Source organism: Sphingopyxis sp. SCN 67-31 (assembly GCF_001725095.1).
Genome location: NZ_MEFH01000079.1, coordinates 14,497 through 35,788, shown reverse-complemented (window position 1 = coordinate 35,788; position 21,292 = coordinate 14,497). Strand labels below are relative to the sequence as shown.

Annotated in this window: 19 protein-coding genes and 1 tRNA gene; 8 read left to right on the top strand and 12 right to left on the bottom strand. The window is 67.8% G+C overall.

The annotated features are described in order from the left end of the window. The first annotated feature begins 38 nt into the window (after positions 1-38). Complete coding sequence (locus ABS88_RS16780; protein WP_083675212.1) at positions 39-1,115, top strand: MBL fold metallo-hydrolase; 1,077 nt, start codon at positions 39-41, stop codon at positions 1,113-1,115. Here ABS88_RS16780 and ABS88_RS16775 read toward each other — a convergent pair. The 5 genes from ABS88_RS16775 to ABS88_RS16755 form a co-directional block, all read right to left on the bottom strand. After that, positions 1,112-1,996 carry a PAS domain-containing protein gene (locus ABS88_RS16775; RefSeq protein WP_104959652.1) on the bottom strand — a complete coding sequence of 295 codons (885 nt, stop codon included), beginning with the start codon at positions 1,994-1,996 and terminating at the stop codon, positions 1,112-1,114. The genes ABS88_RS16780 and ABS88_RS16775 overlap by 4 nt on opposite strands. A gap of 115 nt (positions 1,997-2,111) precedes the next feature. Next, on the bottom strand, positions 2,112-3,740 hold the full coding sequence (locus ABS88_RS16770) for a TadG family pilus assembly protein (RefSeq protein ID WP_076075397.1): 1,629 nt from the start codon (positions 3,738-3,740) through the stop codon (positions 2,112-2,114). A gap of 2 nt (positions 3,741-3,742) precedes the next feature. Further along, the gene (locus ABS88_RS16765; protein ID WP_083675213.1) at positions 3,743-4,102 is read right to left on the bottom strand and encodes a TadE/TadG family type IV pilus assembly protein; all 360 of its coding nucleotides are present in this window, start codon (positions 4,100-4,102) and stop codon (positions 3,743-3,745) included. A 462-nt stretch (positions 4,103-4,564) separates the two neighbouring features. Continuing rightward, positions 4,565-5,449, bottom strand: coding sequence for a glutathione-dependent disulfide-bond oxidoreductase (gene yghU / locus ABS88_RS16760; RefSeq protein ID WP_076075402.1), 885 nt, complete (start codon positions 5,447-5,449; stop codon positions 4,565-4,567). 267 nt (positions 5,450-5,716) lie between these two features. Further along, complete coding sequence (locus tag ABS88_RS16755; protein WP_234002642.1) at positions 5,717-6,922, bottom strand: CaiB/BaiF CoA transferase family protein; 1,206 nt, start codon at positions 6,920-6,922, stop codon at positions 5,717-5,719. 457 nt (positions 6,923-7,379) lie between these two features. Here ABS88_RS16755 and ABS88_RS16750 point away from each other — a divergent pair, with 457 nt between their 5' ends. The 3 genes from ABS88_RS16750 to hspQ all read left to right on the top strand — a co-directional run bounded on the left by ABS88_RS16750 (position 7,380) and on the right by hspQ (position 11,182). Next, positions 7,380-10,601 carry an amidohydrolase family protein gene (locus ABS88_RS16750; protein ID WP_076075405.1) on the top strand — a complete coding sequence of 1,074 codons (3,222 nt, stop codon included), beginning with the start codon at positions 7,380-7,382 and terminating at the stop codon, positions 10,599-10,601. 25 nt (positions 10,602-10,626) lie between these two features. After that, a tRNA-Ser gene (locus ABS88_RS16745) sits at positions 10,627-10,716 on the top strand. A gap of 88 nt (positions 10,717-10,804) precedes the next feature. Beyond that, positions 10,805-11,182, top strand: coding sequence for a heat shock protein HspQ (gene hspQ, locus ABS88_RS16740; protein WP_076075407.1), 378 nt, complete (start codon positions 10,805-10,807; stop codon positions 11,180-11,182). A gap of 12 nt (positions 11,183-11,194) precedes the next feature. On the opposite strand, the gene ABS88_RS16735 is transcribed toward hspQ, so the two are convergent. Further along, the gene (locus ABS88_RS16735) at positions 11,195-12,067 is read right to left on the bottom strand and encodes an ABC transporter permease (protein WP_067113577.1); all 873 of its coding nucleotides are present in this window, start codon (positions 12,065-12,067) and stop codon (positions 11,195-11,197) included. A gap of 109 nt (positions 12,068-12,176) precedes the next feature. On the opposite strand from ABS88_RS16735, the gene ABS88_RS16730 reads away from it, so the two are divergent. After that, entirely contained in the window at positions 12,177-12,860 is a 684-nt protein-coding gene (locus ABS88_RS16730; RefSeq protein WP_076075410.1) for a GcrA family cell cycle regulator, read from the top strand. Continuing rightward, a complete protein-coding gene (locus ABS88_RS16725; RefSeq protein ID WP_104959650.1) occupies positions 12,857-13,330 on the top strand; it encodes a PaaI family thioesterase in 474 nt (157 codons plus the stop codon). The genes ABS88_RS16730 and ABS88_RS16725 overlap by 4 nt, the downstream gene beginning before the upstream one ends. On the opposite strand, the gene ABS88_RS25060 is transcribed toward ABS88_RS16725, so the two are convergent. Together ABS88_RS25060 and ABS88_RS16720 are read right to left on the bottom strand one after the other, a co-directional pair. Next, on the bottom strand, positions 13,318-13,674 hold the full coding sequence (locus ABS88_RS25060) for an outer membrane protein (protein WP_353745105.1): 357 nt from the start codon (positions 13,672-13,674) through the stop codon (positions 13,318-13,320). The two genes, ABS88_RS16725 and ABS88_RS25060, sit on opposite strands and share 13 nt — an antisense overlap. Continuing rightward, a complete protein-coding gene (locus ABS88_RS16720) occupies positions 13,572-14,144 on the bottom strand; it encodes a hypothetical protein (protein WP_353745104.1) in 573 nt (190 codons plus the stop codon). Before ABS88_RS16720 ends, ABS88_RS25060 begins: the two co-directional genes overlap by 103 nt. 170 nt (positions 14,145-14,314) lie before the next feature. Here ABS88_RS16720 and parE point away from each other — a divergent pair, with 170 nt between their 5' ends. Together parE and ABS88_RS16710 are read left to right on the top strand one after the other, a co-directional pair. Continuing rightward, on the top strand, positions 14,315-16,294 hold the full coding sequence (parE, locus tag ABS88_RS16715; protein WP_076075415.1) for a DNA topoisomerase IV subunit B: 1,980 nt from the start codon (positions 14,315-14,317) through the stop codon (positions 16,292-16,294). 50 nt (positions 16,295-16,344) lie between these two features. Then, positions 16,345-17,697, top strand: coding sequence for a serine hydrolase (locus ABS88_RS16710; RefSeq protein WP_076075417.1), 1,353 nt, complete (start codon positions 16,345-16,347; stop codon positions 17,695-17,697). Here the strand turns inward: ABS88_RS16710 and ABS88_RS16705 are convergent. The 4 genes from ABS88_RS16705 to leuB are packed head-to-tail and all read right to left on the bottom strand — an operon-like array spanning position 17,666 to position 21,133. Beyond that, entirely contained in the window at positions 17,666-18,457 is a 792-nt protein-coding gene (locus ABS88_RS16705) for a LysR family transcriptional regulator (RefSeq protein WP_067108945.1), read from the bottom strand. The genes ABS88_RS16710 and ABS88_RS16705 overlap by 32 nt on opposite strands. Then, on the bottom strand, positions 18,454-18,855 hold the full coding sequence (apaG, locus tag ABS88_RS16700; RefSeq protein ID WP_174521650.1) for a Co2+/Mg2+ efflux facilitator ApaG/CorD: 402 nt from the start codon (positions 18,853-18,855) through the stop codon (positions 18,454-18,456). Before apaG ends, ABS88_RS16705 begins: the two co-directional genes overlap by 4 nt. A 17-nt stretch (positions 18,856-18,872) precedes the next feature. Continuing rightward, positions 18,873-20,081, bottom strand: coding sequence for a trans-sulfuration enzyme family protein (locus ABS88_RS16695; protein WP_067108946.1), 1,209 nt, complete (start codon positions 20,079-20,081; stop codon positions 18,873-18,875). Further along, positions 20,078-21,133 (bottom strand): 3-isopropylmalate dehydrogenase, encoded by a 1,056-nt coding sequence (gene leuB, locus ABS88_RS16690; RefSeq protein ID WP_067108948.1) that lies wholly within the window; start codon positions 21,131-21,133, stop codon positions 20,078-20,080. Before leuB ends, ABS88_RS16695 begins: the two co-directional genes overlap by 4 nt. Positions 21,134-21,292: the final 159 nt, after the last annotated feature.

Sequence of the window (21,292 nt, the reverse complement as noted above, 5' to 3'; positions counted from 1 at the left end):
TCCGTGCCGCATGAAGGGGGAAACAAGTGGGGGACATGATGACAAGAGGCAGGCGTGCGGCGCTTTGGGCGCTGCTGATCGTAGGTATGACCGCCACGGCGGCTTTCCTGTTCCAGCGTCCGATCGGGCTGTGGCTGTTTGAGCGCGGGGCCGAGCGGGCGGCCGGACGCGATCGGCTGGCGGACCTGCCCGACGGCCTGCACGTCGCTTTATGCGGCACCGGATCGCCCTTGCCCGATCGCCGCCGCGCCGGATCATGCACCGTTGTGATCGCCGGCAAGGCGATGTTCGTGGTCGACGCGGGCGAAGGCGGAGCGCGCAACATCTCGTTGATGGGATTGCCCAATCCCCGGATCCGCGACCTGTTTCTCACCCATTTCCACTCGGACCATATCGACGGCATGGGGCCGATGATGCTGCTGCGCTGGACCGCGAGCGGCAACGAAAGCCCCCTTCCTGTCCACGGCCCAGAAGGCGTCGAGGCGGTGATTGCCGGCTTCAACGCCGCTTATGCCGCCGATAATGGCTACCGTACCGCGCACCACGGCGCTACGATCACGCCACCGGCGGCGGCGGGCGCCGTCGCGATGCCTTTTGCAATGCCTACGGCGCCGACCGCCATCTACGCGGCGGATGGTTTGCAGGTCATGGCCTTTCCCGTCGATCATCGCCCGGTGTGGCCCGCGGTCGGCTATCGCTTCGACTACAAGGGACGCAGCGTTGTGATCAGCGGCGACACTGCGCCGTCGCCTTCGCTCGAAGCCGCGGCGAAGGGTGCAGACCTGCTGATCCACGAGGCTCTCCAGCCGAAGATGGTACAGCACCTCTCCGATCGCCTGACGGCCGCCGGGCGGCCTCAGACGGGCCGGATCATGCACGACATCCTCGATTATCATGCCAGCCCCGCGCAGGCCGCCGACAGCGCACGCCGCGCGGGCGTCCGGATGCTCGTCCTCAGCCACATCGTCCCGCCCCTCCCTTCGCGCTACTTCGACGCGGCGCTGCTCGACGGCGCCGATAATCGCTTCGACGGCCCGATCATTGTCGGCGAGGACGGGCAATATTTCTCCCTGCCAGTCGGCAGCCGTGCGATCGATCGTGGAAGCTGGTTCTAGCGGCGCACCGCCAGGATTACCGCGCCTTCGCTCGCATAGGCCGATCGCCGCTCGACCATGGCGAGCGTGACTGACACAACACTGCCGCCACGAGTCACCAGTTCCGACGCGATGCGAACAGGGTCGCCTGTACGGAACAGGCCTTCGAAAGCCTCGGTGAAAGCGTGCCGCTGCCCGGCCGCGAGCAGCGCTGAGAAGCGGAGGTGGGGGATTGCGGACTGTTTTGCGCCGATCATGGCGGCGAGCGCCGGGTTGGCCGCCTCGATCGCCTCGCGCACCGACACGCGAGCGACCCCGATCGTCCCGTCGATCTCGACCGCGTCGGCGAGCGCGCGCCGGGCGTCCTGTTCGGCGCGCGTCCCCCACGCGTCGCTGATGTCGCGCAGCACCATCGCCCCGCCGATCGGCAGCGGGAGGAGGTCGACACGCAGCCAGCGCTGCGGCTCGATCAGCCCCGGCACCTCGCCGGAGAAACGCTCGCGATGGTCGAGCATCCGCAGGAAATGCGCGAACAGCACCGAGCGCGCGAACCCCGGCAGGACGTCGGGCAAGGGCCGGCCGATCAGCGCGGCCGCCGCCCGTTCGAGCAGATCGGCGGCCGCCGGATTGACCCCCGCGACGCGGCCTGTGCGGTCGACGAGGATCACCGCGTCACGGATCGCCTCGATCAGCGCCGCCTGCGATGCCGCCAACGCGTCGCGCCCTTCCGCCTCCCCCTTGCCGTCGAGGCGGCGATAGTCGGCGAGCGAGATCAGCACATGCGCATCCTTGCCGTGATGCGTGACCATGACCGGCTTGCGCGACGCCTGCAGGCGCCAGTTCGCGAAACCGCGAATGAATTCGGCAGCGGGCACGCGCTGCGGTTCCCTGACCGTCTCCATATCCGTCTCCCCGGATCGAGCCTTTCCCTCGCATTATGGCATGCCGGTGCGGCATTTGCCTCGAAACCCGACGCAAAAATGCGGATTCGCGTCCGGAACGGCACCGGATCGGTCCTCACACCAGCCGGGTCCGTCCGCAACGCAGCGCGTTGACCCGCGCGTCGGCCTCACCCAGGTGGAGGCCCAGCACGCCCGTCAGCCCCTCGATCACCCCATCGAGCGCCGGCGCCGCGGCGCCCACGGTTTCGCCGACCAGCGATGTCAGCGCGCCGGCATTGAGCCCGAGGCCCAGCAGGTTGACCCGCAAATCCATGTCGCGGGCCAGCGAGCGCGCCACCCCGCCGGCAAGGCCGCTGCTCTCGACCGTCTTGACCGTGCCCGCCGCGATCTCGGCGCGCGAGAAGGCGAGCGATTTTTCGGATTGGTCCGCCAGCGTCAGTTGCGCCCGGGCATCGACGCTGGCGAGCGGCAGGCGCAATACGCGCGCCATCTGGGGCGCGAGCGGGCGCTGCATGTTCGCGAAATCGCCGTTGCTGACCGTCCCGATCGCGAACGTCGCGGGCGAGGTGGTGACGGCCAGCGTCACGCCTTGATCGCTGCCGCCGCAATCCATGTCCGAAATCCGCGCCGCCGCCGATCCCAGTTCTGCGACGATCGGCAGTTCGACGCTCGTCAGCAGCGGCGTCGCGATCCGGCTGACGATCTTCAGCCGCACCTGCGCCGTGCGGACGACCACGTCCTGATCGTCGGTCACCGCGATCAGCGGCGATTGCGCCGGCGGCTCGCCGATCAGCAGCGCGACGTCGATCGCCGAGCCGCCCGGCAGGTCGCTGGCCAGCGCGAGTTCGAGTTGGCGGTTGGCGTTGCCGAGCGCCAGCATCGCCTGCATCAGGCTCATCAGGTTCACGTCGACCCGGTCGGCGGCATCGGCGCGGATGCTCGACGCGCGCGGGCCGAGGTCGATCGCGCGCGACGGGATCAGGGCGCGCGGCAGCGCCTTGTCGGCGATCGTCTCCAGCGTATCGGCGACCTGTCCGTCGCTCGCGCGCGCCAGCGCCGACAGCACCTGCGGCAACGTCGCCTGCATGTCCAGCGTCTCGCCGAACGTCAGCGCGTCGGCGTGCAGTTCGGTCCGCAACGCTTCGGAAAAGGCGAGCAGATCGACATCGGCGCTCGCCAGCGCCTGATAGTCCATCAGCGACAGTTCGACGCGGCTTCCGGTCAGCGCGGAGAGCAGCGCGTTGGGAACGCCGCCGCGCAGCGCCGCGACGCGCGAGCCCAACGAAAAGGCCGCATAGCCGCGCCGCGCGCCCGTGGCGGTGACCGCGACGACGCTATGGCTTCGGCCGGTCAGGAAACCGCCGAAATAGAGCGGGCTCGGCCGCGTCAGGCGGATGCGGACGGCGTTGGGCGATACGCCCCCGGCGACGAAGCGCTGTTCCGCCGCGACGGCGGAGTCGGGCGTATAGCGTCCGGGCTGGAGCGCGGCGATCGCTATGCCGCAATCGCAGTTCGCGGCGATGATCCGCTCTGCCGCCGCGCGCTCGGCGCCCGGATGCGCGGCGGCGGCGAGCGCCGCGGCGTCGGCAATCCCCTGAAGCTGGCGGCGGTCGAGATAGAGCGAGCCGATATCGACCGCGAAGGCGGCGGAGCCGATCAGCATCGTCATCGCAAAGGCGGTCAGGACGCTGACGCCGCCGCGCCGGTCGCAAGGTAAAGCGGAAAGGCGATATGTCTGGAGCATGGTCAATCCACCGGCAGTTCGAAGGTCGCGCTCGACCGGATCGGGCCGGCGGGCGACGGGACGAGCGAGGAACGCAGGAAGCTGTCTTCGGGCACGCTGAAACTGACGGCGACGGTCAGCGCGTCGGCGGTTTCGGTCACGGCGACCGTGCGCGCCCGGGCGGAAAACCCCGCGACGCCGCTGAGGCTGCGGTCGACCGCTCGTTCCGCGATGCCGCGCCGGTCCGCCGCGTCGAGCCCGACGATCGCGGCGCGGGCGCCGTCGTTGGCGGCCTGCTGCACCGCGTGCGCGAGCAGGAAATATTGGCCATAGACCAGCACGCCCATCAGCAGCGCGATGAACAGCGGCAGGACGAGCGCCATTTCGATCACCGCCGCGCCCCGGTCGCATCGGGCAAGCGCATGATGACATCGAATGGACCCGTCATTGCGACCCCGGATCAGGTCGGCAATTATCCCTTTTCGACAGGTGACTGTTCCCCGGCGAAAGCCGGGGTCCAGATGGCACAGCGCTACCCCGCATGGACCCCGGCTTTCGCCGGGGAACAGCTCCCCATTTGCCTGAAGGGTATGTATCCCGATCAGGTCCGGGGTCGCAATGGCGGCACGGCGGGTCGATGGATCGAGGGAATGCGGACCTGTCATGGGTCCGATCATCGCCGATGGACGTAAAAAGGCGGTCGCGAGGGCGATTCGGCGCTTTTACCGGAAATGCGTAAAATCGCCGCGCCGCAATCGGCAGAAAAATGCTTTTCTGCCAACCGCTTGCGGGAAAGGCTTGTCGAATGCTGAAGGGCTCCGCAGGCGCCTTTCCGTGCAATTGCGTCATTCGGCGGGCTGTTCGGCCTGCACCTTGTCCTGCGTCCGCAGGTCGAAATCCGACGCGTCGTGCCGTTCGTGAAGCTGGCTCGCCGGGTCGCCCATGACCCGGTTGACCATGCGGCCACGCTTCACCGCGGGGCGCGACGCGATCTGGTCGGTCCAGCGCTGGACGTTCCGATAATCCTGCACGCCCAGAAATTCGCCGGCGTCATAGACCAGCCCCTTGGCGAGCGCGCCGTACCAGGGCCAGATCGCCATGTCGGCGATCGAATAGGCGGAGCCCGCGATATATTCATTCTCCGCCAATTGCCGGTCGAGCACATCCATCTGCCGCTTCACTTCCATCGCGTAGCGGTTGATCGGATACTCCATTTTGGTGGGCGCATAGGCATAGAAATGGCCGAATCCGCCGCCCAGGAAAGGCGCGCTGCCCATCTGCCACATCAGCCACGACAGCGTCTCGGCGCGCTGCGCGGGCTCGGTCGGCAGGAAGGCCCCGAATTTCTCTGCAAGATAGATCAGGATCGCGCCCGATTCGAAGACGCGGATCGGATCGGCGCCGCTGCGATCGACCAGCGCCGGAATCTTGCTGTTCGGGTTGGCGGCGACGAAGCCGCTCGAAAACTGGTCGCCCTCGTGGATGCGGATAAGCCATGCGTCATATTCGGCGCCGCCGTGCCCGGCCGCGAGCAGTTCCTCCAGCATCACCGTCACCTTCACCCCGTTGGGGGTGCCGAGCGAATAGAGCTGGAGCGGATGCTTGCCGATCGGAAGCGCCTTGTCGTGCGTCGGTCCCGCGATCGGGCGATTGATGTTGGCGAAGCGTCCCCCGCTTTCCTTGTCCCACGTCCACACCCGGGGCGGCACATAGTCGGTCTGCTCGGTCATCGGAGGCTCCTCGCGCTGATTATCGGTCGGTTCCCAAACTTAAGGTCTTGGGGGGATTTAGCGTTCGGCGCGCTGCATCATCCGTTCGTCATGCTGAACTCGTTTCAGCATCCATGGCCGGACCCTCCCTTTTGTGCTGCCTTTCATTCGAGGGCAGACCATGGACCCTGAAACAAGTTCAGGGTGACGAAAGGGAGAAACTGCGCAGAAACCCAAATCCCCGCAGACCATAGGAAGGCGTCGGCCGGACGTCCACCGCCGCGCCGTTCAAATTATCCTTTGCGCGCGCAAAGCCGAAATGGCGTCGGCGTCATAGCCGAGTTCGGCCAGGATCGCGTCGCTGTGCTCGCCGACCTGCGGCGCACGGCACGGCGGAATCTTCGCGCTGGCGGACAGGTCGATCGGAGCGCGGATGACGGGCGCCGGCGCGGGCGTGCCGGGATAGGCGACCGGCTCGACCAGCCCCATCGCGGCGACCTGCGGCTGCGCCAGCGCTTCGCCCGGCTTGAGCACGGGCGCCGCTGGAACGCGCGCCTCTGCGAGTTCGGCCAGCGCCTCCGCGCTGGTCCTTGCGATGCACCAGCCCTGCATGATCGCGCTCAGTTCCTCGCCATTGTCGCCGCGCAAGATGTCGCTTGCGAAGCGCGGATCGGCGGGCAGTTCGGGCCGCCCCACCAGCGCCGCCCAGCGGGCGAAGATCGGGCCGCCGACGATCTGCGTCACGATCCAGCCGTCGCGGGTGCGGAACAGGTCGGTCGGCGCCGATCCGAAGCTGCGATTGCCGATCGGCTGGCGCTCGATGCCGTTCAGCGCCTCGTCGATCGTCAGGCCGTTCGACATGGCGAGCGCGGTGCCGAGCAGCGATCCCGACACGCACTGCCCCTGCCCCGTCGCCTCGCGCTCCCGCAGCGCGAGCAGCACGCCGAAGGCCAGATGCAGCGCGGTGCCGAAATCGACATAATTGACCTGCGCGCGATAGGGCTGGCCGGGCGTGCCGGTCAGATGGACGGTGCCCGACATTGCTTGTCCGATGGCGTCGAAGCCGACGTTGCGCGACAGCGGCCCATCGCGGCCGAAGGCGGACGCCGTCGCCAGGATGATCCGCGGATTGATCGCCGACAGGCTGTCATGGTCGAGCCCCAGCTTCACCAGCGCATCGTGCGGCAGGTTGGCGACGACGACATCCGCCGTCTCGACGAGCCGCCGGACGATCCCGCGCCCTTCGGGACTGGCCGGCTTCAGCGTCAGGGAGCGCTTGGCGCGGTTCATCTGCAGGAACATCGCCCCCGAACCGTCGGCGGCGACCGGGACGGTGAAGCGGTCGTCGTTGCCGCCCGGCGCCTCGATGCGGATGACGTCGGCGCCATAGTCGGCAAGCAAGGCCGCGCAATAGGGGCCGGCGATATAGCGCCCGAAATCGAGCACCCTGATTCCCGTCAGCGGCAAGACATGCTTCTCCTCCTGCTTCGCCACCGTCCCATGGCCTGTGGGGATTCGGATTTCGGCACGGTTTGTCCCTTTCGTCACCCTGAACTTGTTTAGCAATTATCCCCTTCCGACAGGTGGGCGTTCCCCGGCGAAAGCCGGGGTCCAGATGGCACAGCGCTGCCTCGCATGGACCCCGGCTTTCGCCGGGGATCACCAGCGTCCCTGTCTCTAAGATATAAACGCCAACTTGTTTCAGGGTCCATGGTCTGCTCTCACCTGAAAGGCGGCGCAAAAGGAGAGCTCCGACCATGGATGCTGAAACGAGTTCAGCATGACGAACGGATGAGGCAGCGCGCCGAACGCCAAATCCCCACAGGCCATAGGACGACATGGGACGACCGTCACCTGTCGAGCCTGCCAGGCTTCTCATCGAAAGCCGCGCCTTGCAATGATGGGGCAAGGTCATATGGTCGCGGCATATTTCAACAGGGGATCATCATTCATGGCGCGTTTCGCAATCGCCTTCGCGGCGGCTCTGGCCTGTTCGACTTCGGCTCACGCGCAGGCCGCCGCCGAAGGAACCGGTACCGACACGTGGGACGTCAACGCCCCGCCCGGCATGACGACGCGCACGGTGCCGATCGCGGTCGACGAGGGAAGCTGGATGAACGTGGACGTCGCGCCCGACGGCCGCACCATCGCCTTCGACCTGCTCGGCGACATCTATACGATGCCGATCGAGGGCGGGACGCCGACGCGGATCGCCGAGGGGCTCGCCTATGAACAGCAGCCGCGCTTCTCGCCCGACGGTTCGCGCATCGCCTTCGTCTCCGACCGCGGCGGCGGCGACAATATCTGGGTGATGAACCGCGACGGCAGCGACAAGCGCCAGCTTTCCAAGGAGGATTTCCGCCTTCTCAACCAGCCGAGTTGGAGCCCCGACGGCCAGTTCATCGTCGCCAAGAAGCATTTCACCACCGGCCGCTCGCTCGGCACCGGCGAGGTGTGGCTGTATCATATTTCTGGCGGCGGCGGCGTTCCGCTGGTCAAGCGCCCGAGCGAGCGCCACCAGAAGGAACTCGGCGAGCCGACCTTCGCGCCCGACGGCAAGGGCGTCTATTACACCCGCAACGTTTCCCCCGGCCCGATCTTCGAATATGCGCAGGACAGCAACACCGACCTGTTCCATATCGAACGCTATGACATGGACAGCGGCGCGATCACCACCGTCGCCGGCGGTCCCGGCGGCGCGGTGCGGCCGACGCCCTCGCCCGACGGCAAGCGCATCGCCTATGTCCGCCGCGAAGGCATGGAATCGAAGCTCTATGTGAAGGACCTCGCCTCGGACGCCGAGCGCAAGCTCTATGACGCGCTCGATCAGGATGTGCAGGAAACCTGGGCCGTCACCGGCGTCTATCCGAACATGGCGTGGACCCCCGACAGCCGCGACATCCTGTTCTGGGCCGGCGGCAAGCTGCGCCGCGTGGCGGGCGACGGCGGCGAAGCGCGCGTCATCCCCTTCCGCATCTCCGACGACCGCGTGATCGTCGACGCCGTCCATCCCGCGGTGGCAGTCGCGCCCGACAGTTTCGAGACGCAGATGCCGCGCTGGGCCGAAGTGTCGCCCGACGGCGGTCAGGTCGTGTTCGAGACGCTGGGCAAGCTGTGGATCAAGCCCGCGACCGGCGGCACCGCCCGGCGCCTGACCGCGGCGAAGGATGCTGCGTTCGAGATGTGGCCGAGCTGGTCGCGCGACGGCAAGTCGGTCGTCTTCGTGCGCTGGACCGATGCGGGGCTCGGCGAAGTCCACGTCGTCGGCGCCGGCGGCGGCGCGACGCGCAGGGTGACGAGCGTGCCCGGCCACTATGCCGAGCCGCGCTTCTCTCCCGACGGCGGGACGATCGTCTTCGAACGGCGCGGCGGCGGCTACCTGACCTCCGGACGCTGGGGCGCGAACCCCGGCGTCTATCGCGTCGCGGCGGCCGGCGGCACGCCCGAACTCGTCGACGCGGACGGCGCCAAGCCGCAGTTCGGGGGATCGGGCGACCGATTGTTCATGGTCGCATCGGGCGGCGGCAAGAGCCAGCTTGTCAGCACCGACCTGTCGGGGCAGGACAAGCGCGTTCATGCCAGCGGCGAACTGGTCAGCGATTACGAGATTTCGCCCGACGGCCGCACCCTCGCCTTTCGCCAGAACCACGACGTCTATGTCACGCCGCTGATGCCGGGCGCGCAGGATGTCGCGCTGGGGATGAAGGGCGGCGCGCTGCCCGTGACGCGCGTCAGCGACAGCGGCGCCGATTATGTCCACTGGTCGAACGGCGGCCGCCGGCTTCACTGGACGCGCGGCCCGACGCTGTTCAGCGCCGACCTTTCCGCCCTGTTCGCCGGCGCGCCGGGCGCGAAGGCGGCCTTCACACCGCCCACCGCCGGCGTGTCGCTGTCGATGACGCAGAGGGCGGCGAAGCATCGCGGCGCGGTGCTGATCACCGGCGCGAAGATCGTCACCATGGCCGACAAGCAGGGCGGGATCGTCGACAATGGCGCGATCCTGATCGAGGACGACCGCATCGCGGCGATCGGCCCGGCGGGGTCGCTCACCGTCCCGGCGGGCACGGTGACGATCGACGCGGCGGGCAAGACCATCGTTCCCGGCTTCGTCGACGGTCACGCGCACGGCCCGCACGGCGACGACGAACTGGTGCCGCAGCAGAACTGGTCGGAGATCGTCAATCTGGCGATGGGCACGACCACCAGCCACAACCCGTCGTCGCGCGCCTCCGAAATCTTCGTCTCGTCCGAAATGCAGCGCGCGGGCCTGATCCTCGCGCCGCGCATCTTTTCGACCGGCGAGGCGATCTATGGCGCGAAGGCGGCGGGCATCTATGCCGAGATCGACAGCTATGCCGATGCGCTCGCGCATGTCCGGCGTCTGAAGGCGCAGGGCGGGCACAGCGTCAAGAACTACAACCAGCCGCGCCGCGAACAGCGCCAGATGGTCGTGCGCGCCGCGCAGGCCGAGGGGATGACCGTCGTGCCCGAAGGCGGGTCGATGTACGCGCAGGGCGTGACCCTGATCCAGGACGGCAACGCGACGGTCGAGCACAATATCCCGCTCCACATCTTCTACGGCGATCTGGTGCAGCTGTGGGGACAGACCAACGTCGATTATACGCCGACGCTCGTCGTCACCTTCGGCGGCCTCGCGGGCGATCCCTATTGGCGGGCGCACACCAATGTCTGGGAGCAGCCGGTGCTGGCGCGGCACATTCCGCCGACCATCCTCGCGGCGGAGAACAAGCGCCGCGTGATCGCGCCCGAAAGCGACTATGTCGACGACGATTCGGCGCGCGAGGCGGCGAAGATCGCGGCGGCCGGGCGCAACGTGTCGATCGGGGCGCACGGCCAGCAGGCGGGCCTCGGCGCGCATTGGGAGATGTGGTCGTTCGTCCGCGGCGGCTGGAGCGCCATCGACGCGCTACGCGCCGCGACGATCATGCCCGCGACCGCGCTCGGCTATGCGAAGGATGTCGGCTCGCTCGAGGTCGGCAAGCTCGCCGACCTCCTCATCCTCGACGCCGATCCGACCGAGAATATCCGCAACAGCGAAAGCATCCATCGCGTGATGCTGGGCGGCCATCTCTATGACCCGTCGACGATGAACGAGGTCGATACCGGGGCGCGGAAGCGCGCGCCCTACTGGTGGGAATCCGACCGTCCCTGACCATCGGGCGGCGACGCTCCGCTTTGGAGAGTTGGCTGAGTGGTCGAAAGCGTCGCACTCGAAATGCGAAGTGCCGGCAACGGTACCGAGGGTTCGAATCCCTCACTCTCCTCCATTTTCTTCCTGGTTCGCGGCCGTGTCGTGGACGGCAAGATTCACCGGCAGGCGGTTGAAACGCAGCGCCGCGGTCATAAATTGGCGTCATGACGGCAAAATCCTCGCCCTTCACCGACATGCCCGGCGTGCGGGCCCCCTTGATCGAGCGCGCGCGCTTTGCGCCGGGCGACATCGTCCGCCACCGCATGTTCGATTTCCGCGGCGTGGTCTTCGACGTCGATCCCGTCTTCTCGAACAGCGAAGAATGGTATGAGGCGATCCCCGAGGCGATCCGCCCGGCGAAGGAGCAGCCCTTCTATCACCTCATGGCCGAGAGCGACGACTCCTCCTACATCGCCTATGTCAGCCAGCAGAATCTGGTGGCGGACGGCGAAGCCGGGCCGGTCGATCATCCACAGCTCGCGGCGATGTTCGACGGGCTCGACCGCGGGCGCTACCGCGTCCGCGCGATCCACCGGCACTGATCCGCCGCGCGATCAGGCCTTGAGCTTCCAGCCCGATGCCAGCAGGCGATAGGTCAGGACGCCCAGCGCGACATTGACCGCGAGGAGGATCAGCGCCGCGGTCAGCACCGGATGCGCCATCGAGGAATCGACGGTGCCGATGAAGCCGTAGCGGAACCCCATGATCGCATGATAGACGGGGTTGGCATGCGTGATCGACTGGAACCACGGCGCCAGCCGGTCGACCGAATAGAAAGTGCCCGACAGCAGCGCGAGCGGCGTCACCACGAAATTGGTCACCGCGGCGGCATGATCGAACTTTTCGGCCCAAACCGACGTGATCAGTCCCAGAAAGCCGAGCATCGTCGCGCCGAGCAGGCCGAAGGCCACGACCGCACCCGGATGGCGCGGCATCACGTCGACACCGGGCCACAGGAGCATCGCCGCCCACAGCGCCAGTCCGACCAGCACCGCGCGGGTGACCGCGGCGCCGATCATCGCGACGATCAGTTCGCCGACGCCCAGCGGCGGCATCAGATAATCGACGATCGTGCCCTGAATCTTGCCGACCAGCAGCGAAAAGCTCGAATTGGCGAAACTGTTCTGGAGCATCGCCATCATGATCAGCCCCGGCGCGACGAAATCGGCGAACGGCACGCCGATGACCTGGCGCCCCGCCCCGCCCAGCGCCACGGTGAAGATCACCAGGAACAGCAGGGTCGTGACCGCGGGCGCCCAGATTGTTTGCAGCTGGACCTTGAAAAAGCGCCGCACCTCCTTGACATAAAGGGCCTGTGTGCCGGGAATGTTGAGCGTGCGGATGCGTGGGACTCCGGGTTCGGCGAAGGGCTGCGTCGCAGCCGGAACGCCGGAGTCGGATCGCGAAATTTGGGGCTGGTCGTTCATGGCGTTCTCGCCTATCGCCTCCCCGACTTCACCGCAAGCTGGGCCTTGACGCCCTGGCCCGCCGGTTCGCGTCGCGATACCGGCGACCGGTAAAGATGAGGAATAGAGCATGTCATGGACCGATGAGCGCATCGAGCAGCTGCGCAGCATGTGGGAAAAGGGGCTGACCGCCAGCCAGATCGCCGACGAGCTTGGCGGTGTCAGCCGCAACGCCGTGATCGGCAAGGCGCATCGCCTTGGCCTCAAGTCGCGTCCGTCGCCCGTGAAGGCGACCGAAAAGGCGAAGCCGGCGCGATCCGCCCCGGTGCCGAAACCGGCCGCGCCGACACCGACGCCCGCGCCGCGCGCTGCCGAGCCCGCGTCCGCTCGCCCTGCCCCGGCGCCGCGCGCCGAGCCGCGCCCGGCGGCGGCCGTTCCGCCGACGCCCGCTCCCGATGCGGCGCCGAAGGCCGATGGACCGCGGATCGTCTCGATCGGACCCGGCGGCTTCATCCGGCAGGGACCGGGCGACCAGCAGGCGCCGATTCCGCCCGCGCCGCCGCGCCGTCTGGTGCCCGCCAAGCCGAGCCCGGAAATCGCCGACAAGACGAGCCTGCTCGACCTCAACGACCGCATCTGCCGTTGGCCGATGGGGCATCCGGGCGAGCCGGATTTCCATTTTTGCGGTGAAGCGGTGAATCCCGGCTTTCCTTATTGCGTCGAGCATTGCGGCCGCGCCTATCAGGCGCAACTGCCGCGCGGCACACGCCGCCCGCCGCCGCCGCCGCCCTTTGGCGGACCCCGCGTCCGGTGACGCCGTTCGGTCAGGATTTCCATTTCGCGCGAACGCTCGGCCTCCAGATGATCGAGCGCGGCGGCGGCGGCTGCAAGATGGCGATCGCGATCGATTCCGAACGGCATTTCAATCCGCATGGCGTCGCGCACGGCGGTGTCGCCTACACGCTGGCCGACACGGCGATGGGCGGCGCGCTGTCCAGCCTGCTCGACGACGACCAGTGGTGCGCGACGCTGGAGATCAAATGCAACTATCATGTCGGGGTGCGCGAAGGCCTGCTGACGTGCGAGGCGCAGGTGGTCCATCGCGGCAAGCGCATCGCCAACATCGATGCCCGCCTGTTTCAGGATGGGCGAATGGTATGTAGTGCCAACGGGAACTTCGCGATCTTCGCGGCGCCCGACGCGGCACGTGAAAAGGGCGCCGACTCTGCCGAGCCGGCGCCCCTTGCGCTGGATCAGACCCTTGCGCTGGATCAGAATCGATAGCTGATCGTTCCGCGCACGCTGTGGGTGCGGAAATGGGGGTCGCTGCGCTGGATGTCGACACCGGTGAGCGGATCGGGCGCCGGCGCGCTACCCTGGCCGACGCTGACGGTATAGTCGTCGTCCTTGAGGTCGGTGTAGAGATATTCGAGGCCGACGGACAGATTCCTCGCCGCCATCACCTCGACGCCGCCGCCGGCCGAATAGCCCCAGCCGTTGGTCTTGCCGCTGTCGGCGAAGCTGTTCACGCTGTTCGTCGTCGCGAACTTGTTGTTGAGCCGCGCATAGGCGCCGCCGCCCGTGACATAGAAGAGCGCGCCGCCGCCCGGCGTATAACCGGCGCGCAGGCGGGCGCCCGCCCCGCCTGCCAGTCGGCCTCGCGGCTCATCATATAGCTGTCACCCGCGTCCGAGAAACCGCTGACGCTGTCGCGCGCCTCGCTGCGTCCGCCTTCGATCACGGCGCCGAGCACGAAATTGCCCATGCGGCGATCATAGCCGATCCGCCCGAAATATTCGGGGCCGTCCTTGTCGTTGCGGCACCCGATATTGGCGGTGCTCGTCGCGGCGCCGTTGCAGAAACCGGGCGCGAACACATCGCCGCCCGCCGCGTCGAGGACCGGGTCGCCATAGGCGCCGTCCTGGTTGGTGTCGAAGACCAGCGTCTCGCCGCGGTCGCTGCCCTGGAGCGTGCCGCCGCCGCCGATCGAGACATAGGGACCGTTGAAGTCCTGCGCCGGGTCGTGATTGTCCTGCGCCATCGCCGGGACGGCCAGGATCGTGGCCGCCGTGGCGGCAAGAAGGGAGGGGAATCGCATGTTATTTCTCCATTATTCGGTGGCTTTGCAGCCGCCCCCCAAACCCGCGGTGTGCGCGCGAAGTTCCTGCGCCACCGCGAAATGCGACGAGCCGAGCGCCGCGCACGATGCATGAAAGGGTCCGAAAACCGCGCTTGCCAGCCCCCTTTGCGCCCTCCTATAGCCAGACCATGAGTCACGATTTGTTCGATGCCGCCAGCCCCGCGACCGACAGCTACAACGCCTCGCAGATCGAGGTTCTGGAGGGGCTGGAGCCTGTCCGCCGCCGTCCCGGCATGTATATCGGCGGCACCGACGAGCGCGCGCTGCACCACCTTGCCGCCGAGGTCATCGACAATTGCATGGACGAAGCGGTCGCCGGTCATGCCAACCGCATCGAGGTGACGCTCGATGTCGGAAACCGGCTGACGATCGTCGACAACGGCCGCGGCATCCCGATCGACCCGCACCCGAAATTTCCCGGCAAATCGGCGCTCGAGGTCATCATGACCACGCTCCATTCGGGCGGCAAGTTCGAAGGCAAGGCCTATGCGACGTCGGGCGGCCTGCACGGAGTCGGCGTCAGCGTCGTCAACGCGCTTTCGGTCGAAACCACCATCGAAGTTGCGCGCAGCAAGCAATTGTATCGCCAGCATTTCTCTCGCGGCGTTCCGCAGGGGCCGCTCGAAGCGCTCGGCACGACGCCGAACCGGCGCGGCACCAGCGTCAGCTTCGTTCCCGACCCGGCGATCTTCGGCGAGCATGGCCGTTTCAAGCCCCAGCGGCTGTTCCGCATGGCGCGCGCCAAGGCCTATCTGTTCGCGGGGGTCGAGATCCGCTGGAAATGCGCGCCCGAACTGATCGGCGACGACACGCCGACCGAAGCGGTATTCCAGTTTCCCGGCGGCCTCGCCGACCATCTGAAGGACCAGATCGGGACGCGCGAATGCGCGACCGCCGAACCTTTCGTCGGGCGGCAGGATTTTCCGGGCGATCAGGGACGCGCCGAATGGGCGATCGCCTGGCCGCTGTGGTCCGACGGCAGCTACGCCTGGTATTGCAACACCATCCCCACCCCGGCGGGCGGCACGCACGAGGCGGGGCTGCGCGCCGCATTGACGCGCGGGCTGCGCGCCTTCGGCGAACTGATCGGGCAGAAGAAGGCGGCGCAGATCACCGCCGACGACGTGTTCAACAGCGGCGAGATGATGCTGTCGGTGTTCATCCGCGATCCCCAGTTCCAGAGCCAGACCAAGGACCGGTTGTCGAGCCCCGAAGCCGCGCGGCTGACCGAAAATGCGGTGCGCGACCATTTCGACCATTTCCTGTCCGACAATATGGATCGGGGCCGCGCGCTGCTCGGCCTGATCCTCGAACGGATGGAGGAGCGGCTCAAGCGCAAGGCCGAGCGCGAGGTGAAGCGCAAGACCGCGACCAGCGCGCGCAAGCTCCGCCTGCCCGGCAAGCTCACCGATTGTGCGAACGACGGCCCCGAAGGCACGGAATTGTTTATCGTCGAGGGCGACAGCGCCGGCGGCAGCGCCAAGCAGGCGCGCGACCGCAAGACGCAGGCGATCCTGCCGATCCGCGGCAAGATATTGAACGTCGCGAGCGCCAGCGCGGACAAGATCCGCGCCAATCAGGAGATCGCCGACCTCGCGCTCGCGCTCGGCTGCGGCATGCGCAAGGATTGCGACGCCGACCGGCTGCGCTACGACAAGATCGTCATCATGACCGACGCCGACGTCGACGGCGCGCATATCGCGACGCTGCTGATGACATTCTTCTTTCAGGAGATGCCGGACATCGTGCGGAACGGGCACGTCTATCTCGCGCAGCCGCCGCTCTATCGGCTGACGGCGGGCGCGATGACGGCCTATGCGCGCGACGATGCGCATCGCGCCGAGTTGGAAGCGAGCGTCTTCAAGGGCAAGCGGGTCGAGGTCGGCCGTTTCAAGGGGCTGGGGGAAATGAACCCCAACCAGCTCAAGGAAACGACGATGGACCCGAAGTCGCGTTCGCTGCTGCGCGTGACCCTGCCGCAGGAATATGAAGGGCGGCATCAGGTCAAGGACCTCGTCGACCGGCTGATGGGCAAGCACCCCGAGCATCGCTTCCAGTTCATCCAGGCCAATGCCGCGACGCTGGACGAGGCGGCGATCGACGCCTGAGGCGGGTCAACGCCTCTGAAGGCGAAGAGGGCAGAAGGGAAAACGACGCCATGACCCGCCTCCGCACCGCCCTGCTCTCCTCCCTCCTGCTCGCCCCCGCGCTCCCCGCCCCCGCGCTGTTCGCCCAGCCCGCAGAAACTACCGCGCCGGCGGCGGCATCCTTCGACGCGCGCGCGGGACAGATCGTCGGCCTGCTCACGGGACGCGTTCCCTTTGCGGACAGCTTTGCCCCGTCCTTTCAGACCGCGGTTCCCGAGGCGCAGTTCCGCGCGATCGCGGCGAACCTGATCGCGCAATATGGCCAGCCGATCGCGGTCGACAGCACGGCGTCCGACAATGGCCGGTCGGGAACGGTGCGGCTGCGGTTCGAGCGCGGCATCGCGACGGTCCGCCTCGACATCGGACCGCCGCCCGAAGCGCGGATCACCGGCCTGCAGTTCACCGGCTTCACGGTGTCCGACGACACTATGGAGCGCGTGACGGGGGAAATCGCGGGCTTGCCGGGGCGCAGCGGCTTTCTGGTCGCCGAAATCGACGGTAACGCGATCCGCCCGATCGCCAGCGCCAACCCCGACCGGCAGTTCGCCACCGGCTCGACCTTCAAGCTCTATGTCCTCGACGAGCTGGCGGCGGCGGTCGCGGCGGGCGAGCGGCGCTGGCGCGACGTCGTGCCGCTGTCGCACCTCAGCTTCTCTTCCGCGGCCACCGGAAACTGGCCGCCAGACACGCCGGTCACGCTGCAGACGCTCGCCAACTGGATGATCTCGGTCAGCGACAATGGCGCGGCCGACACGCTGATCCACCTGCTGGGCCGCGAGCGGATCGAGGCGCGGATGCGGGCCGCCGGCCACAGCGCGCCGTCGCGCAACATCCCCTTCCTGACCACGGTCGAGGCCTTTGCGCTCAAAGGCGACAATTTCGCCGACCTGCGCGCGCCGTTCATCGCCGGAAACGACGCGCAGCAACGGCGGATCCTCGACGCGAACCGCCATCGTTTCACGCTCGCCCAGGTCGACGGCGTCAGCTTCGGCGGCGAACCGCGCTTCATCGACAATCTCGAATGGTTCGCCTCGCCGATGGACGTCGCGCGGGTGCTCGTCGACCTGAAGGCGCGCCGGTCGGATGCCGCGATGGCGGCGATGGCGATCAACAACGGCGTGGGTCCGGCGGCCGCCGCCGACTGGTCGTGGCTCGGCTACAAGGGCGGGTCCGAACTGGGAGTGCTGTCGATGAGCCTGCTCGGACGGCGCAAGGTCGACGGCAAATGGTTCGTCGTCACGGCAAGCTGGAACAATGACAAGGCCGACCTCGACGGCGCGAAACTGGTCGGCCTCGTCACGCGCCTCCTCGCCCTCGCGGCGAGGGATGGCGTCACGCCGTCAGCGCCGCCACCAGCGCCTTGACCTTCGCCTGCCGCCATTGCGGCAAGGGGGCGACGAGCCAGTAGCCGCGCTTCACGGCGAAAGGCTCGCGCACCAGCCGGACGCGCCCCGCCGCCAGATCGGCCTCCGCCAGCATCGCCGGGACATTCGCCTGCCCCAGCCCGTTCGCCGCGGCGTCGATCGCAAGGCCCGCATCGCCGAGCCGCAGCGCGGGCTCGCCGTCCTCGACCGGGCAGCCGGGCCACGCGATGCGCGTCTCGCTCTCGCTGCCGTGTCCCGCGACCGTCACCATATGCGCTTCGGACAGCGGCACGCCCTCATGCTCGCCGGCGCCGTCGGTCCAGAAGATCGCGAGGTCGAGGTTCGCCTCGGTGAAGTCGATGCCGTCGTCGGCCGACACCAGCGTGAAGCGGACGTCGGGCGCCTGCTGGCTGTAACGCGCGAGCCTGGGCGCGAGCCATTTGGCGGTCAGGTCGCGCGGCGCGGCGATCGTCAGCGATTGCGACGACTGGCCCGCCTGCATCGCGCGCACCGATTCCTCGAACATCAGGAACCCCTGCCGCAGCGCGTCGAGCCCGGCGGTCGCCTCTCCCGTCAGTTCCAGCCCCTTCGGGGTGCGGCGGAACAGGACGACGCCGAGCATATCCTCCAGCGCGCGTATCTGTTGCCCGACGGCGGCGGGAGTCACCGCCAGTTCGTCGGCGGCGCGCGTGAAGCTGAGGTGCCGGGCAGCGGCATCGAACACGCGCAGGGCGTTCAGCGGCAGGTGGGTGCGCTTCATGACGCGGTTGCCGGTGCCACCAGCGGGAATTGCGGGATCGCGACGAGCATCTGCGATCCGTCGCCCATCTCCATCATATAGCTGCCGACCATCGACCCTTCGGGGGTGGACAGCGGACAGCCCGATACATAGTCGAACGACGCGCCGGGCGCGATCAGCGGCTGTTCGCCGACGACGCCCTCACCCTCGACCTCGCTCACCTGGCCGCGTCCGTCGCTGATCCGCCAATGGCGGCTGATCAGTTGCGCCGCGACCGCGCCGTCATTTTCGACCCGGACGTGATAGGCCCAGAACCAGCGACCGAGGGCCGGATGCGACTGTTCGGGCAGATAGCTCACCGCCACGCGCACGGTGATCGGCCCGGTGGTCGCCGCAAAGGGGAAGAGAGAGTCGATCATCGTCCGGGCAAGGTCGCTCAAAGCCCCACCCTGGTCAATGCCTGGTCGAGGTCGGCGATGACGTCGCGCGGATCCTCCAGCCCGATGTTGACGCGCAGCAGCCCCTCGCCGACGCCCATGTCGAGCCGCACGTCGGGGCTGACGCCATAATGGGTGGTCGTCCACGGATGGCAGCACAGGCTGCGCGCGTCGCCGATGTTGTTGCTGATGTCGACGAGTTCGAGCGCATTGAGGAAGGCCATCGCCTGCGCGGCGCCGCCGGGCAGGTCGAAAGCGAAGATCGGTCCGCACGCCTCCATCTGGCGCGCCGCCAGTTCGTACTGCGGGTGGCTGGGAAGCCCCGGATGCAGCATGCGCGCGACGCGTCCCTCGATCGCCTTGCCGACCGCGAGCGCATTCTCCGACTGGCGCCGCGCGCGCAGGTCGAGCGTTTCGAGGCCTTTCAACACCACCCACGCGCTGAACGGCGACAGGTTTGGACCGGTGTTGCGCTGAAACGGCAGCAGGACGTCGTTGATGAACGCCGCGCTGCCGCACACCGCGCCGGCGAGCACGCGCCCCTGTCCTTCCATCAGCTTGGTCGCCGAATAGGCGACGACGTCTGCGCCATAGTCGAGCGGGCGCTGGAGCACCGCGGTCGCGAAGGCGTTGTCGACGACGCTGGTGATGCCGTGCGCCTTCGCGAGCCCGCAAACATGCGCCATGTCGACGATGTCGAGCGTCGGATTGGCGGGGGTCTCGAAGAAGAAGACCTTGGTATTGGGGCGGATCGCCCTTTCCCATGCGGCATTGTCGCGCCCGTCGACCACCGTCGATTCGATCCCGAAGCGCGGGCACAGCGTGTCGACGAGCCAGCGGCACGACCCGAACGCCGCCTTGGCCGCGACGATATGGTCGCCCGCCGACAATTGGCACAGCAGCGCCGTGGTCATCGCCGCCATGCCACTCGCCTGCGCGCGGCACGCCTCGGCCCCTTCGATCAGCGCGATGCGTTCCTCGAGCATCGCGACGGTCGGGTTCTGCAGGCGCGAATAGGTCATGCCCTGCTCTTCGCCGGCGAAGCGCGCCGCGACGCTCTCCGCGCTGTCGTAGCTGTAGCCCGAGGTCAGGAAGAGCGCTTCCGACGTCTCACCATGCTCGCTGCGCCACGTGCCGCCGCGCACCGCCTGCGTGGCCGGATGCCAGCGGCGCGTCCTGTCGCGATCGAAACCCGTCGTCTTCTTCATCTGCCCTGTCCGTTCAAAGCCGAAACCACCGCATCGCCGAGCGCGGTCGTTCCCATCGTGCCGCCAAGGTCGGCGCCGCGGCAACCGTCGGCGAGCACCTGCCCCACCGCCGCCTCGATCCGCGCCGCATTCGCCTCGTCGCCGCCCGAATGGCGCAGCAGCATGGCGAGCGACAGGATCATCGCCAGCGGGTTGGCGATCCCCTTGCCCGCGATGTCGGGTGCGCTGCCGTGGATCGGCTCGTAGAGCCCGCGGCGTCCCTTGCCCAGCGAGGCCGAGGCGAGCAGGCCGATCGAGCCGACGCACATCGACGCCTGGTCGGACAATATGTCGCCGAACAGATTGCCGGTGACGATCACGTCGAACTGGCCGGGATTGCGGACGAGCTGCATCGCGGCATTGTCGACATACATGTGGCTGAGCGCGACGTCGGGATATTCGGCCGCGACCTCGATCACCACGTCGCGCCAGAGCTGCGAGGTTTCGAGGACATTGGCCTTGTCGACCGAGCAGAGCCGCTTGCCGCGCCCCTGTGCCGCGCGGAAGGCGACCTGCGCGATCCGCCGCACTTCGCTCTCGCTGTACGCCATGACGTCATAGCCCTCGCGCTCGCCGCCTGCGGTCGTGCGCGTGCCCTTCTCGCCGAAATAGACGTCGCCGTTGAGTTCGCGGACGATCAGCAGGTCGATCGCCGACGCGACCTCTGGACGCAGCGCGGAGCTGTCTTCGAGCCCCGGAAACAGCTTCGCGGGGCGCAGGTTGGCGAACAGCCCCAGTTCGGCGCGCAGGCCCAGAATCGCCTGTTCGGGCCGCAGATGGCGCTCGACCGCATCGAAGCGCGGATCGCCGACCGCGCCGAAAAGAATGGCATCGGCCGCCTTCGCCTTTGCCAGCGTTTCGGGCGGCAGCGGGTGGCCGCTCGCTTCATAGGCTGCGCCGCCGACCAGCGCGCGGTCGAGCGTCACCGGCAGCGCCAGCGCGTCCAGCACCTTCCCGGCCTCCGCCATGATTTCGGGACCGATGCCGTCGCCGGCCAGCAGCAGGATCTTCAATGCTTCGCCTTCCCGTCCGGATCTGGCCGTTCGCCCTGAACGTGTCGCCGGGCTGGTCTTCTCTGTCACGCCGTCGAAAGAAGGACGGTGCTTCGACAAGCTCAGCACAAACGGAGGAAGCGGATGGCCTTGGTTTGACGGGGACGCTCTAAGCAGGCT

What these genes read in the sequence shown, in the direction of transcription:
- ABS88_RS16780 (WP_083675212.1), top strand. Translation starts at nt 39, where the DNA reads ATGACAAGAGGCAGGCGTGCGGCGCTTTGGGCGCTGCTGATCGTAGGT.
- ABS88_RS16775 (WP_104959652.1), bottom strand. Translation starts at nt 1,996, where the DNA reads ATGGAGACGGTCAGGGAACCGCAGCGCGTGCCCGCTGCCGAATTCATT.
- ABS88_RS16770 (WP_076075397.1), bottom strand. Translation starts at nt 3,740, where the DNA reads ATGCTCCAGACATATCGCCTTTCCGCTTTACCTTGCGACCGGCGCGGC.
- ABS88_RS16765 (WP_083675213.1), bottom strand. Translation starts at nt 4,102, where the DNA reads ATGGCGCTCGTCCTGCCGCTGTTCATCGCGCTGCTGATGGGCGTGCTG.
- yghU (WP_076075402.1), bottom strand. Translation starts at nt 5,449, where the DNA reads ATGACCGAGCAGACCGACTATGTGCCGCCCCGGGTGTGGACGTGGGAC.
- ABS88_RS16750 (WP_076075405.1), top strand. Translation starts at nt 7,380, where the DNA reads ATGGCGCGTTTCGCAATCGCCTTCGCGGCGGCTCTGGCCTGTTCGACT.
- hspQ (WP_076075407.1), top strand. Translation starts at nt 10,805, where the DNA reads ATGACGGCAAAATCCTCGCCCTTCACCGACATGCCCGGCGTGCGGGCC.
- ABS88_RS16735 (WP_067113577.1), bottom strand. Translation starts at nt 12,067, where the DNA reads ATGAACGACCAGCCCCAAATTTCGCGATCCGACTCCGGCGTTCCGGCT.
- ABS88_RS16730 (WP_076075410.1), top strand. Translation starts at nt 12,177, where the DNA reads ATGTCATGGACCGATGAGCGCATCGAGCAGCTGCGCAGCATGTGGGAA.
- ABS88_RS16720 (WP_353745104.1), bottom strand. Translation starts at nt 14,144, where the DNA reads ATGCGATTCCCCTCCCTTCTTGCCGCCACGGCGGCCACGATCCTGGCC.
- parE (WP_076075415.1), top strand. Translation starts at nt 14,315, where the DNA reads ATGAGTCACGATTTGTTCGATGCCGCCAGCCCCGCGACCGACAGCTAC.
- ABS88_RS16710 (WP_076075417.1), top strand. Translation starts at nt 16,345, where the DNA reads ATGACCCGCCTCCGCACCGCCCTGCTCTCCTCCCTCCTGCTCGCCCCC.
- ABS88_RS16705 (WP_067108945.1), bottom strand. Translation starts at nt 18,457, where the DNA reads ATGAAGCGCACCCACCTGCCGCTGAACGCCCTGCGCGTGTTCGATGCC.
- apaG (WP_174521650.1), bottom strand. Translation starts at nt 18,855, where the DNA reads ATGATCGACTCTCTCTTCCCCTTTGCGGCGACCACCGGGCCGATCACC.
- ABS88_RS16695 (WP_067108946.1), bottom strand. Translation starts at nt 20,081, where the DNA reads ATGAAGAAGACGACGGGTTTCGATCGCGACAGGACGCGCCGCTGGCAT.